Here is a 13,525-nt window from a genome sequence, read left to right on the forward strand (position 1 = left end):
CTCGCGTGCTGATGTTGTAGTAGTAAACCAGATGTCAGCACGCGATATTCCTCGACTTCGCTCGGAATGACATTCTAAGATACATTCTGCAGAACGGACCCCTCTACCTGAGGAGAGGGGCAGGGGCTGAGGTCCTGGCTACTTCGTGCTGTAAGCCACCCCGATGGTGACGTTGGTATTGTCGCGGGGTTTGCCTTCCGGGATGCGGTTCTCGAAGGTGTAAGTGTAGGTGGTGGTAATGGCGAAACGCGGGGTGAAGCGCAGAGCCAGCGACGAGGCGTGCGTGACGCGGTAGTCGGAAAAATCCTGCAGGTTGGGCTGGTAAAAGGTGGTGGAGCTGAGCGTCAACACGCGGTAGGAGTAGGCCACCTTCAGGCGGGTGGAGCTGCGCGACACCGTGCGGGAGCTGCCATCCTGAAAATACGTAGCCTCCCGGATAAGCAAATTGCTCACGGCAACTTCCCGTCCCAACGAGTCCTGGTAGAATGCCCAGCCGGGGCCCGCGCCCAGCTGGTAGCGGTTATCAATGCCGCGCAGGTTGCTCTGCTCGTAGCCCCCGATGCCGTAGAAGCGGAACCGGCCTTTCCAGTAGTAAGGCGTGGCGTTGAGCAGCCACTCCCGCTCCCGCAGCCGCCGCTCCTGCTTGCCAAACGTGAAGCTGCCCGTGACGGGCGCCCCAAAATGCAGCCCCCGCAGCAGCGTAACGGAGTGAGAAGTGGCAAACAGCGTCCGGTTCACGCCCCCTGACGTGTACTGCCCCGAGAGCTGCCCGCTGTAGCGGATGATAGTGGTATCGGCCTTCTGGGCCAGGACCGGCAGGGCCATGCCGCCGAGCAGCAGGAGAAGAAGCAGAGAAAAGCGCATGAAATCAACCAGCCGCAAAAGGGCGGCGTATCGGCAAAGGTAGCCCGGGCCCGCCGGAGCAAACCGGTTTTGCTCATGGGGGCCTCATGCACGCGGCCTACCTTTGGGCCACGGGCTGGTTTCTGCCGTTCCGCCAAGTTCTTCCCCGCGCCCTCCTTTCCTTTTCGCATGCTCATACCCGAACCGCTCCGCCTTCAGCTTAAAGCCCGCTACGATGCCATTGCCAACCACCACATCAAGCGCGACCTGCTGAATGCGCTGCCGTTTTGGGTAGGAGCCGTGGTTACGGGGCTGGTAGCGGTGCTGTACGCCAAGTTGTTCGGGTGGGCCGAAGCGGGTACGCGCTACATCTACCACCAGTCGCCGTGGCTGTTTCTGGCCGTTACGCCGCTGTGCTTTCTGGTGGGGTGGTGGCTGGTGCAGCGGTACGCGCCCTACGCCCGGGGCAGCGGCATTCCGCAGGTCAGCGCCGCCATCGACCTGACCAACCCCCGGCACCGCTACAAGGTGAGCCGGCTGCTGAGCTTGCGCATCATCTTCGTTAAAATCCTGTCGAGCCTGGTGATGGTAGTGGGCGGGGCTGTTATCGGGCGCGAGGGGCCCACTATCCAGATTGCCGCCTCCATCTTCAAGAAAATCAACGACTGGCTGCCCGCGTGGTACCCCAAAGTGTCGCGGCGCAACATGGTGGTGACGGGGGCGGCGGCCGGGCTGGCTTCGGCCTTCAACACGCCGCTGGGCGGTATCGTGTTTGCCATTGAGGAACTGACCAAAACCCACTTCAACTACTTCAAATCGGCCCTGCTCACGGGCGTTATTATTGCCGGGCTCACGGCCCTCAACCTGCTGGGGCCCTACCTATATCTGGGCTACCCACCGCTCGACCACCTGCCCATCTGGATAATCTTCGTGGTGATGCTGGTGGCGGTGCTCACCGGGTTTGCCGCCAGCAGCATGGCCGAGGCCATTCTGTGGCTGCTGCGCCAGAAAGCCCGCCTGACCAGCCCCGTGCACCGGGCGCTGTACCCGGTAGCCTGTGGCCTGCTGATTGCCGGGCTGGGCGTGGCCTTCGGGGAGTCGGTGTTCGGCTCGGGTAAGGAAATTATGGTCAGCACCCTGTTTACGGCCGACAAGCACGTGGCGTGGTACCTGCCGCTGCTGCGCATCATCGGGCCGGTTATTTCCTTCTCTACGGGCGCGGCCGGCGGCATCTTTGCGCCCGCCCTGAGTGCCGGGGCCAGCATGGGTGCCGTGGTAGCCGAGTGGATGTACCTGCCCGATACGGCCACCAACCTGCTGGTGCTATGCGGTATGGCCGGCTTCCTGACGGGTGTTACGCGCAGCCCGTTCACCTCGTCCATCCTGGTGATTGAAATGACCAACAGCCACAACATCATCTTCTACCTGATGCTCACGGCGCTGCTGGCTAACCTGGTGTCCAACCTCGTCACCCGCCACTCCTTCTACGACCAGCTCAAAGTGCAGTACATCCAGGAAATCCACCGCACAGAGGAACAGGCGCGAAAAATGAACGAAATGGATTACACACAAGATATAGTTTGTCAAGTTTTGATTGAAGAAAAGTCCAAAGAGATAATCTATTCGGTGTTAAATGAATTTATACCAGGATATAAGAAAATAGATTTGGATTATACTGGTAAACCTAACGATGAAAACTACAAATTTGAATCGGAAGATGAAATGATTAGTTTTTACATAAAAACTCCAAATGTTCGACAAACGTTTTATTGGAATAAGTATAAGGAAAATCCAGATAAAATTATGGTTGGAGCCAATATAACGACAGACAATCAAATAGTATTTAGCTTGACTTTTAATGGAACTATAAAAACAGAAGCAGAATATTATCTTCGATTAAAAAGATTCTTGAACTCAAAAATTGGTGTAATATCTTATATTGATCCTGTTGAATATAATAATGGAAATGACTTCAAGGATAGATATAAAAATGAAATATATGAATTTGAAAAATAAAAATTAATTAATATATAGTAAAAAGTATTGATCAGAAAGTGCTGAATTATGGTAAAATAATATTTAATAAAAGGCTCAGCGACTTGATACTGATGCGCATAAGTGCGTAATGCTTTCTTGTCTCCAAACGTTACAAAAATAAAGCTCCCGCAACTTTATGCTGCGGGAGCTTTTTAATTAATCACAAAGCTGCTGGAACCCTACTTCCGACGGGCCATTACTTTCTCCACGGCGGCCACAATGGCGTGCTCGTTGAGGCCGTATTTCTCCATCAACTGGTCGGGGGTGCCGGACTCGCCGAAGGAGTCGTTCACGGCCACCATTTCCAGGGGCAGGGGCTCCTCGCGGGCCAGCAGCTGGGCAATGGAGTCGCCGAGGCCGCCGTGCATCTGGTGCTCCTCGGCCGTTACCACGCAGCGCGTTTTGCGGGCCGATTCCAGAATCAGCCGGGCATCCGACCTGGTCAGTACCTGCGCCATGCGCTAACACAAATCTAGAGAAGATACTTACATCAGCCTACCGTAGTACACTCTGCAGTAGCTGTTTTGTTCTCGAATCCGCTATAGTAATTCCTGTTCTGGCAATTGCGCACGAGCTGATTGAACGTGAGATTGTAGCTAGCTATGCGCTGGAACCTCATAAAGATTCGTAATCTTTCAAACGAGAAACCGAGAGTTAAGCCAAGCTTAGTTTGGAACGGCCTATACGGTAGTATACTGCAGATATTCGTCCGTTATTTGCAGATTGATAGGGAGGTGGTAATTTAAGGGCTAGCCACAAGCGTAAACTAAAATACAACAAAAACAAAAGAAGATGAAGAAGGTGCTTTTGATTTTAATAGCTTTGCTGAACGTAGGGTTAATGTCGCTTCATGCTCAAATTGTAGTACGAGAAAATGCTGTTATTGAAAGAGCTATATCTAAGCCTCGGCAATTTGATAGCTTATCAAATATAACCTTGCAAAGAAATTTAGTGGATTACAAAAAATATATTGGATATAAGTTATTCTATCTACCTAAAGCCAAAAACTACAAGCCGCAGTTTAAATCTCAAAATAAGGAGGTTATTGATTTCTTGTTTTCTAAACAAACCGCCTCAATAACGAAAGGCAGTAAGATGCCCTTTGAGAAAACTATGTCTGCTCAAGCTTTTGGGAATCTCAAAGGTCTCAATCCATTACATCTGGCGCAATACAACGAACAGAGGAAGTTATATGAAAAGGTAGATAAAACACAAACTAATATTTATCTGCCATATTTCTATCATGAGCGGACAGATGAAGTTGATGGAAGAATATCAGGTGCAATTGGTACTATGCCTGACAGTGTGTTTGGTAAATATTTTACCATTCTTGATATACAGGGTAAAGATCCTCAAGCCAGCTATGACGACAAAAGTCTAGACAATTATAAGAGTCTGGAAAGTATTGATTTGAATAACGGAAATGATTGGCAAGTCTTGGGCCTTAAGCTAACGTTAAGAAACGAGTCGAATAAAGACACTCTATACTGGGTTGTAAACCAAGCGCGGTCTATAGGCGCTCCATTCTTTCTTGTTCCGTATTTTGAAAAACAGCGTAGTCTTTATGTGAATAAAAATATCATGCTGAAATCTAATGATGTATCAGTTCCTCAGCTTGAGAATCTTATTGATGTAAATACAGGTGCAATTACAAAAATTAAATATGGCGAAGTATGGACTTGCTCAGATATAAGCTTTGTTGATTCGAAAGACTCGTATTATCTGAATGGATTTTACTTCCTTAAAAATGGAGATAGAGAAGTTAAACTTGAATTAAACAATGGGTTAGTGCAAGATTACTTCATGCTCGAATCGGATTACAAGAAACAACAGGCCGAGAATAAGAAAAAAGAAGAGCAGAGACAAAAAGAACAGCAGGAGCAAGAAAAAAAGGCCCGACAAGAAAGCGTGAAATTCCGGAGTGACTGCATTGCCCAATGGGGACAAAAGATGGGTAGCTACATTGCTGACGGCAAAGTTATGTTGGGCATGAATAAACAAATGTGCACTGCTGCCTGGGGTTCACCTATTGCTGTGAACAGAACCACTGTGAAAGGCCTTACTGCTGAGCAATGGGTGTACGGTTGGGGGACTTACTTATATTTTGGCAACGGTACCCTAAATGCTATTCAGGATTAGCCACTGTAATGAAACAGCCTGCCACATAAGTCTGCTGGTTAAAGCTCTCAAAAAAAAATCAGCTAAATCTATGTCGCGCTGATTGAAAAGTGTTAGCTATGGTTTAGAAGCTATATAGGAAGTTGTCAGACTACTTTGAACGTCATGCAGAGCGCAGCGAAGCATCTCGCGTGCTGACGTTTGGATTACTTCTGCAACGTCAGCACGCGAGATGCCTCGCTGCGCTCTGCATGACGTTCAGATACTTTGTACACTTCCCCAAATCGAGCGCCAGTTGTGAGTAGAGAAAGGCGTAACTTTCACTACCTGACGACTGACAAATGAAAAAGGGACGATTCAGCGAGGCCCAGATTGTGGCCATTCTCCAACAGCAAGCCAGCGGGCAGACGGTAGCCCAGATTGCGCGCGAGCACGGCTTGAGCGAGGCCACGTTTTATGCCTGGAAAAGCAAATACGCCGGGGCCAGCGTGGCCGAGCTCACCCGGCTCAAACACTTGGAAGAAGAGAATCGCAAGCTCAAGCAGATGTTCGCCGACCTGAGCTTAGAAAACCAGGCTATCAAGGAGATACTGCGAAAAAAGTAGCCAGCCCTGCGGCGCGGCGCCAGGCAGCGCAGGGCTTAGTGAGCAAAGGCTGGAGCCAGCGCCGGGCATGTGCCCTGATGGGGCTGGCACGTGGTAGCTATCACCTGGTGGCGCAGGGACGTCATGACGAGCCCGTGCAGGCGGCTTTGCAGGCGTTAAGTGGGCGGCACCCCGGCTGGGGATTTTGGAAACTGCATCACCGTTTGCGCAAGAATGGACTGGTAATCAATCATAAACGCACGCTACGCATTTATCGGGCGCTGGCGCTAAACTTACCCCGGCGCTTGAAAAAGCGCGTACCAGCCCGCGTGAAACAGCCCTTAGCCGTGCCCGCTGCCGCCAACGGGTGCTGGTCGCTTGACTTTACGAGCGACGTGTTGACCGATGGCCGTCGGTTCCGCACGCTCAACGTGCTCGACGACTACAACCGTGAACTGCTGGGCGTGGAAATCGACTTCTCTTTGCCGGCCAGTCGCGTCGTACAAGTGCTCACACGCCTGGTCGAGTGCTATGGCCGCCCCGCGCAGCTGCGCACCGACAACGGCCCTGAATTTATCAGCACTAAACTGAGCGAGTGGTGTGCGCAGCAAAGTATTACGCTGCATTGGATTCAACCCGGCAAGCCGACGCAGAATGCCTACATCGAACGCTTCAAGGGCTCGTTTCGCCGCGAACTGCTCGACGCCCACCTGTTCCGCTCACTGGCCCATGTGCGCCAGTTGGTGGACGAGTGGCGGCACGACTATAATACCCAGCGGCCCCACCAGGCCTTGCATTTTATGACCCCACTCGAATTTAAACAAGCCGCTTAACCTCTGCCTACCACTGGCTTATCAGACGGGGAAGCGTACAACTTCTTAAATAGGGTCTTAGTTAATATCTCTAATCCTTTTCAATTTCCTCATGTCCGTGGTGTAGCAGTTTCCACGGCCATGTGTAACAATAAAAAGCTCCCGCAACTTTAGCTGCGGGAGCTTTTTACTTGATTATAAAGCTGCTGAAACCTTACTTCCGGCGGGCCATTACTTTCTCCACGGCGGCCACAATGGCGTGCTCGTTGAGGCCGTATTTCTCCATCAGCTGGTCGGGGGTGCCGGACTCGCCGAAGGAGTCGTTGACGGCCACCATTTCCAGGGGCAGGGGCTCCTCGCGGGCCAGCAGCTGGGCGATGGAGTCGCCGAGGCCGCCGTGCATCTGGTGCTCCTCGGCCGTTACCACGCAGCGCGTTTTGCGAGCTGACTCCAGAATCAGCTGGGCATCGAGGGGCTTGATGGTGTGGATGTTGATGATTTCGGCGTTGATGCCTTTCTCAGCCAGCAGCTTGCCGGCCAGAATGGCCTTCCACACCAAGTGGCCGGTGGCGAAGATGCTCACGTCGGCCCCCTCGTTCAGCACGATGCCTTTGCCTACCTCAAACTGCTGGTCGGCGGGGGTGAAGTTGGGCACTACCGGGCGGCCGAAGCGCAGGTATACGGGGCCTTCGTAGTCGGCAATGGCAATGGTGGCGGCTTTGGTTTGGTTGTAGTCGCAGGGGTTGATAACCGTCATGTGGGGCAGCATCTTCATCATGCCGATGTCCTCCAGGATCTGGTGGGTGGCGCCGTCTTCGCCCAGCGTGAGGCCGGCGTGGGAGGCGCAGATCTTCACATTCTTACCCGAGTAGGCAATGCTCTGCCGGATCTGGTCGTACACGCGGCCCGTGCTGAAGTTGGCGAAGGTGCCGGTGAAGGGAATCTTGCCACCAATGGTGAGGCCGGCGGCCAGGCCCATCATGTTGGCCTCGGCAATGCCCACCTGGAAAAACCGCTCGGGGTTGTCCTTGATGAAGGCATCCATCTTGAGTGAGCCGATGAGGTCGGCGCAGAGGGCTACCACGTTGGGGTTGGTGCGGCCCAGCTCCTGCAAGCCAGCGCCAAAGCCGCTGCGGGTATCCTTCGATTCGGTGTAGGGAAAGTCTTTCATGAAGTATGGTAGGGAAATGGGTTTACAAAGAAGTAAAATGAACGTCATGCAGAGGCGCAGCCGAAGCATCTCGTGTGCTGACGTTAGCTTGTCGTTTAGGAGTCAGCACGCGAGATTCCTCGCGCTGCTCGGAATGACGGGCAGGTAGTTGTTCTGATACCTCTTGCCGTTCCCGCCACTGCAGACCCGCCGGCAGCTCAGCGGCGCTGAACTCCAGGTGAATCACGCGGCGGGTGCGGGGGCTGGTGCTTCGTTGCGACGAGTGCAGCGTGAGGGGCTGCATGAGCAGGAGCCCCCCGGCCGGCACCGCGCAGGTAACGGCATGCGGCGTCAGCCCGGGATGCTGAGCGGGCGGTACCACGCCGAGGCGTTGGGAGCCGGGTACCACGCGTAAGGCCCCGTTGGTGGCGTCGCAATCATCAAGGTGCAGGCGCACGGTGACGATACTTTCCAGGATTTCGTGTGGCGGCAGCACGGTGGTTTCACCGGCTTTGGTGGTCCAGGGGCCATACCCGGGCAGATCGAGGCGCTGGTCCACGGCCACCATCACATCCTGGTGCCAGGCCACCAGCCAGTTGGAGCCGGCCGGCTTATCGAAGTAAATGGACTTCACCAAGTGCGGCGTCTGCCCCGGAAACAGCTCCGCCAGTACCGCCTGCAGCCGCGGCGTGAGCAGCTGGGGCCACAGCTGCGGCACTTCACCCAGCAGGTTTCGAATGGCAAACACGTCCTGACTGCGCCGGAAATTGGCCGAGCCAGCCTCAGCCGATTCGATGGTACGTAGCAGCCCGGTCGTTTCCTCCGGAGAGAAAACGTCAGGCAAGATGGCATAGCCGTCGGTGCGGAGTTGGGCAGCTGCGGTTTTAGTTACAGATAACGTTGACAGGTGCGACATCACTAAAATTTGATTCTGTCTCGTGTACAGTAACCCCGGCCACCCTGATTGATGCAGCCATCATACAACTTGCGCCCAATAATGGGCGAGTAAGTTGTGTCACCATCCGTCACAATCATGCGAACCTGCGGAGCGATGGTGTTTACTATTTCCACCGTCTTATCCGCTTTGCGGCACTTTGGACAGACATAGTGGCCAAATACGTTCTTTTGAAGCGTAAGTGGGAAGTGTAGTTGGATAACCGTGTCTGTCACTGCCACAGAGCCAATGTATAGAGTGTCGCCGAAGTCTTGATTCAGGAACAAGTCCGCAGGTGCTGCTGAAACAGGAAAGACGTAACCCGGCCGTGTGCGGGTGTTGCCTTTATACCGTTGTCCAGCAGTAGTTACCGCCCATACATCACCACCTGAGCCCCAGCGGGAAGGCGCAAAAACTACCTTAACCGTAATATCAGGGTAATACTTGGGCACTGAACCAGTCAGCAACAGCAGAGGTAGATACTTTATTTTCATCGTCCGAAAATGCTGACCGACGAGGTTTGGCCCGGCCGGATGGTGAACGTGCGCACGTCGGTGAACTGGCTGCCAGTGGCGGTTTTGGTGCGGAACACGAGGCGGTAGGCCCCGGGCTGCATCGGCAGGTTCACTTTGCTGCTGGTTTCGGGCAGGTTGTGCACCCACGTCTGCTGCTCGTCCTGGCCGAGGCGGTAGATGCTGCCGTAGCCTTTCAGGTCCGACACGATGTTGAGAATGCCGGGAGCTTCGTAGGTTACGGCCGTTTCCTGGCCCTGCTTCACCGTGATGCGCCGCAGCTGCCGGGGCAGCGTGAGCAACTCCACCTCGTAGTTGCCGGCCAGCAGTTTCTGCCGCGCCCCGAAGGGCAGGGCCACCACCGTGGCCGGGTTGCCCTGGGCCCGCACCACCGCCTGCACCGTGCCGTAGGGGTTGGGCGAGGCGGCGGGGTTCTGCAGCCACAGCGTACCCTGGGGCGTTTTGTAGCTGAGCACGTTGGCCCGGCCCGGTCGGATGGGCAGGTTCGGCTGCCGCACTGGGGGCACCGTGTTAATAACCAGGTCGTAGCTCTGCAGCGCGTCGATGTCGAGCACGTCGGGTTTTCCCTGGGCGTCGCGGTAGTGCACGTAGTTGTACTCGGGCAACTCCGTCACGCTGTTCACAAACGTCAGGTTCACGTTCGATTCCACAGGGCGGCCGGCGTCATCGGTGAGGTTCACGCTCACGGTAGTTTTGGCCAGCGTCTGGGTCACTACATCGTTGAGGATGGTGCGAAAGGTCTTCACATCGGCCGCGTTGTAGTACTGGCCCAGGCATTCCAGCTGCTTGCCAAACTCCCGCTCGGCCCCGATGCCAATCACAAACGGCTTCAGAAACACCCGCTTGCGCTGCAGCGCCAGGGCCGTGGCGCACGGGTCGCCCTTGCACGATTCCAGCCCGTCGGTAATCAGAATGAGCACGTTACGGGCCGACTTGTCAGCCGGGAAATCCTGGGCCGACTGCAGCAGGGAGTACGTGATGGGCGTGTTGCCCTTGGGCTCAATCGTTTTGAGCCGGGCTTTGATGGCCGCCGCGTTTTTGGGCGCGAAGGCCACTTCCAGCCGAGAATCCTCGCAGTTGTTCTCCTTATTCTCGTGCTGGTGCCCGTAGGCCCGCAGCGCCAGCTCCAAGTGGGGGTAGGCGTTGAGCGAGTCCACCATTTTCGACAACAGCCGCTTGGCCACGTCCCAGCGCTGCTCACCCTCCCACGGGGCCCGCATCGAGCCGGAGGCATCCAGCACGAACAGAATACGCGTGGTTTTGGGCTGGGCCGGCGCTGCGTTCTGGGCACGCGCAGACCCGGAGGCCAGCAGCCCCGCAAGCAAGCACATAACCAGAACAAAGTGGCGCATTTCGGACGTAACCGAAGAAGAAAAGAACGTCATGCTGAGTTTGCCGAAGCATCTCTACCGCTTCGTTACAGTATGCTTGCGAAGCGGTAGAGATGCTTCGGCAAGCTCAGCATGACGGTTTTAGGGGCTTAGTAATCGGCGGCTTTTTCCACGATGAGCTGCTGCAGGGCTTTTTCCAGCTGCTCGTCGTTGGGGGCCACGCCGTGCCACTTGTGCGAGCCCATCATGAAGTCCACACCGTAGCCCATCTGGGTATCCATCAGCACCAGGATAGGCTGGCCCTGGCCGAGCAGGCTCTGGGCTTCCTTGATGGTGGGCAGCAGGGTTTCGAACTGGTTGCCGTCGGTTTCGAGTACGCGCCAGTTGAAGGCTTCAAACTTGGCGCGCAGGTCGCCGAGGCCGCCGATTTTGTCGGTGGGGCCGTCAATCTGCTGGCCGTTGCGGTCCACGAAGGCAATGAGGTTGTCGACCTTGTGGTGCGGGGCGTACATGGCCGCTTCCCATACCTGGCCTTCCTCCAGCTCCCCGTCGCCCATCAGCACAAATACAGTTTGGGGGTCGTTGTTGAGCTTTTTGGCTTGGGCCGCGCCCACGGCCACGCTCAGGCCCTGGCCCAACGAGCCCGAGGCTACCCGGACGCCGGGCAGGTGCTCGTGGGTGGCGGGGTGACCCTGCAGGCGGGAGTTGAGCTTGCGGAACGTAGCCAACTCGCTTACCGGGAAGTATCCCGAGCGGGCCAGCACCGAGTAGAACACCGGCGAAATGTGGCCGTTGGAGAGGAAAAACAGGTCTTGCCCGATGCCGTCCATATCGAAGGGCTGGGGCGTGTGCTTCATCACTTTGAAGTACAGGGCTACCAGCAAATCGGTGCAGCCCAAGGAGCCGCCGGGGTGACCCGAATTTACGGCGTGCACCATACGCACGATGTCGCGCCGCACCTGGGCGGCAATCTGTTTCAGCTCGGCCACCGATTTGGTGGCTGCGGGCGCGTGGGTTTCGGATGAGGCGGCGAATGACGTGTCCTGCGACATGGGTTCGGGTTGAGAATGGAGTTAGTGAGGCAAAGGTAATTACCTCACCCCAACCCCTCCCCATAAGGGAGGGGCTCTAGCTCTAAAAACTAGCGGTTAGAAAAGCTGCTAGAACTAGAGCCCCTCCCTTATGGGAAGGGGTTGGGGTGGGGTACAAAAAAGCCCCGCCGGAGGGGCGAGGCTTTCAGGGGGGAAGCTACAGCAGCTGAGCCGCGTGGTTTTTGGTGTCGACTTTGGTAATGACTTTCTCAATCAGGCCCTGCTCGTTGATGAGGAAGGTGTAGCGCATGGTGCCCATGTACTTGCGGCCGTACATCGACTTTTCCTGCCACACCCCGTAGTCCTGCACTATTTTCTTGTCCTCATCTACCAGCAGCGGGAAGGGCAGCTCGTGCTTGGTGGCAAACTTCTGGTGCGACTTCTCCGAGTCGATGCTTACACCAAGCACCTGCACGCCGGCGGCCTGGAGCTGCGCGTAGTTGTCGCGGAGGTTGCAGGCTTGGGCGGTGCAGCCCGAGGTGTCATCTTTGGGGTAGAAGTAGAGGGCCACTTTGCGGCCCGCGTAATCCTGGAGGCGGTGGAGGGTGCCGTTCTGGTCTTTGGCTTCGAAGGCCGGGGCCTGCTCGCCAGCTTGGGGTACTGCCATGCCGCGAAGATAGAAGGGATTTTTGGGGATTCAGCAACGAAATAACACCCGTCATTGCGAGCGAAGCGAAGCAATCCGTCCTTTTCATGGGACAGAGCACTGAACAGCAGAAAGCCCCTGACGGCCGAGCTGGCGTCAGGGGCTTCTGAATAGGTTAATTGTTTTGTGCTTCGTGAAGGACGGATTGCTTCGTCCTTCGCCCTCGCAATGACGGGCTGGCGTTACGGCTTGCCGGCCATGGGCTGTGGGGTGAAAATCAGGTTTTCAACGGGGAAGCCCAACTCCCGGCCGCGGGCTACCAGCCGGTCACGCAGGTTGCGCTCCAGGTGGGGCTTGCGGCTCAGAATCCAGAGGTTTTTGCGCTCCGGCTCGCCTACCAGGGCATATTGGTAGTCCGATTCATCCAGGTCCAGAATCCAGTAGTCGCCCTCAAAGGGCCAGAAGAACTGCACTTTGAGGCGGGCATTGGTGGCATCCACGGCGCGGGCTACGGCGGTGGCGGTTTCGGCGGGGCCGTTGAGACCTTCCTTATGGCAGGTATTACGTACGTTTACCTTGCCATCGGGCCGTAGCTTGTACTCGGCTGTCACGTGCTGGCAGCCTTTCTCGAAGCGGGTGGGCAGGCGGGCCACCTCGTACCAGAGGCCGGCGTACTTGTGCAGGTCTACGTGGGCGACGGTGGGCAAGGCCGGATAGGCTTTGCGGCGGGTGTAAGCGTAGGCCGCTACGCCGGCCGCCACAGCGGCGGCAGCGGCTCCCAGCAGCACGGGCTGGCGGCGTTTGAGCAGGTTCTTGGGCATAGGGTTGAGGTTGGAAGTTGCCGCTGTTTACGCAGAATCACTGTTGGCGGCTTGAAGAATTGCTGAAGCTCCCAGAGAACAGGAAACCTGAAAAGTAAGTGAATTACCGAAGTCCTACTCCACTTCATCTTTCTCAGACCAGCGCAATGCTACCTCGGGGAGATTGGGATTTCCGATGTCAGCTGTCCAATAAAAGCGCCAGTCATCTGCCGAGTGTACATATTGGGCGAGTGTACCGTCTTGCACCAGTTCCTGCAGGATCTGCGTCACTTCTGTATCATTATCATTGGTCAGCGACGGATATTTAGCCAGCATGGCTGGGTTGTTTTGAAGAAAGTTAATCAGGAACCAAGGATCAATGCCGGTACAACCGCCTTCCTTCGCGTAATCGAAATCCACCTCTACCCCGAACATGGTAACCAGACAGCCTGCGCCGTGGAACGCATACCGTACACGCTGTTGTGCATCCAGATAACCTGCCCGGTAACCGGGGCTTTCTTCGCGCTGTTGAAAGCCGCAGTCTTGTTCCGATTTGGCATTTAGCAAGGCTACAGCCTTATAAACAGCTGCTTGGTATTCTTTGATGAGTTCTGTGACTTGCTGCTTAGCTGAAAGCATTATAGAAGAGATGAGTGTACAGAAGCAGTCAGATATCCTAACATACTTCGTTTTCCGTTTCTCGAAA

Annotated in this window: 12 protein-coding genes and 1 pseudogene; 3 read left to right on the plus strand and 10 right to left on the minus strand. The window is 55.4% G+C overall.

Annotated features, from left to right (window positions below; all coding sequences use genetic code 11):
• Positions 1 to 138: 138 nt before the first annotated feature.
• Positions 139 to 864 (minus strand): DUF481 domain-containing protein, encoded by a 726-nt coding sequence (locus EI291_RS16480; protein ID WP_125422435.1) that lies wholly within the window; start codon positions 862 to 864, stop codon positions 139 to 141.
• A gap of 168 nt (positions 865 to 1,032) precedes the next feature.
• Here EI291_RS16480 and EI291_RS16485 point away from each other — a divergent pair, with 168 nt between their 5' ends.
• Positions 1,033 to 2,859 carry a chloride channel protein gene (locus EI291_RS16485; protein ID WP_125422438.1) on the plus strand — a complete coding sequence of 609 codons (1,827 nt, stop codon included), beginning with the start codon at positions 1,033 to 1,035 and terminating at the stop codon, positions 2,857 to 2,859.
• Between the two features lie 200 nt (positions 2,860 to 3,059).
• Here the strand turns inward: EI291_RS16485 and EI291_RS16490 are convergent.
• A pseudogene (locus EI291_RS16490) lies at positions 3,060 to 3,314 on the minus strand (transketolase C-terminal domain-containing protein); the annotation flags it as partial.
• 358 nt (positions 3,315 to 3,672) lie between these two features.
• Between EI291_RS16490 and EI291_RS16495 the strand changes: the two are divergent.
• On the plus strand, positions 3,673 to 5,019 hold the full coding sequence (locus EI291_RS16495) for a hypothetical protein (protein WP_125422440.1): 1,347 nt from the start codon (positions 3,673 to 3,675) through the stop codon (positions 5,017 to 5,019).
• A gap of 320 nt (positions 5,020 to 5,339) precedes the next feature.
• Positions 5,340 to 6,415 (plus strand): IS3 family transposase gene (locus tag EI291_RS16500; RefSeq protein WP_125422443.1). Its coding sequence is split into 2 segments (ribosomal slippage): positions 5,340 to 5,592 and positions 5,592 to 6,415, totalling 1,077 coding nucleotides; the frame shifts between segments, so codons are not numbered across the junction.
• Between the two features lie 193 nt (positions 6,416 to 6,608).
• On the opposite strand, the gene EI291_RS16505 is transcribed toward EI291_RS16500, so the two are convergent.
• The 8 genes from EI291_RS16505 to EI291_RS16540 form a co-directional block, all read right to left on the minus strand.
• On the minus strand, positions 6,609 to 7,565 hold the full coding sequence (locus EI291_RS16505) for a transketolase family protein (RefSeq protein ID WP_125422446.1): 957 nt from the start codon (positions 7,563 to 7,565) through the stop codon (positions 6,609 to 6,611).
• Between the two features lie 22 nt (positions 7,566 to 7,587).
• Entirely contained in the window at positions 7,588 to 8,460 is an 873-nt protein-coding gene (locus EI291_RS16510; RefSeq protein ID WP_125422449.1) for a phytanoyl-CoA dioxygenase family protein, read from the minus strand.
• Positions 8,461 to 8,462: 2 nt separating this feature from the next.
• On the minus strand, positions 8,463 to 8,972 hold the full coding sequence (locus tag EI291_RS16515; protein WP_125422452.1) for a hypothetical protein: 510 nt from the start codon (positions 8,970 to 8,972) through the stop codon (positions 8,463 to 8,465).
• Complete coding sequence (locus EI291_RS16520) at positions 8,969 to 10,363, minus strand: vWA domain-containing protein (RefSeq protein ID WP_125422455.1); 1,395 nt, start codon at positions 10,361 to 10,363, stop codon at positions 8,969 to 8,971. The genes EI291_RS16515 and EI291_RS16520 overlap by 4 nt, the downstream gene beginning before the upstream one ends.
• A 128-nt stretch (positions 10,364 to 10,491) precedes the next feature.
• Positions 10,492 to 11,394 carry a transketolase gene (locus tag EI291_RS16525; protein ID WP_125422458.1) on the minus strand — a complete coding sequence of 301 codons (903 nt, stop codon included), beginning with the start codon at positions 11,392 to 11,394 and terminating at the stop codon, positions 10,492 to 10,494.
• Between the two features lie 196 nt (positions 11,395 to 11,590).
• Positions 11,591 to 12,040, minus strand: coding sequence for a thioredoxin-dependent thiol peroxidase (gene bcp, locus EI291_RS16530; RefSeq protein ID WP_125422461.1), 450 nt, complete (start codon positions 12,038 to 12,040; stop codon positions 11,591 to 11,593).
• Positions 12,041 to 12,261: 221 nt separating this feature from the next.
• The gene (locus EI291_RS16535) at positions 12,262 to 12,840 is read right to left on the minus strand and encodes a lipocalin family protein (RefSeq protein WP_125422464.1); all 579 of its coding nucleotides are present in this window, start codon (positions 12,838 to 12,840) and stop codon (positions 12,262 to 12,264) included.
• A 114-nt stretch (positions 12,841 to 12,954) separates the two neighbouring features.
• Positions 12,955 to 13,458: a DUF6896 domain-containing protein gene (locus EI291_RS16540; protein ID WP_125422467.1), complete on the minus strand. Its 504-nt coding sequence runs from the start codon at positions 13,456 to 13,458 to the stop codon at positions 12,955 to 12,957.
• Positions 13,459 to 13,525: the final 67 nt, after the last annotated feature.

It is taken from the genome of Hymenobacter rigui (assembly GCF_003944715.1).
GTDB classification, from domain to species: Bacteria; Bacteroidota; Bacteroidia; order Cytophagales; family Hymenobacteraceae; genus Hymenobacter; species Hymenobacter rigui.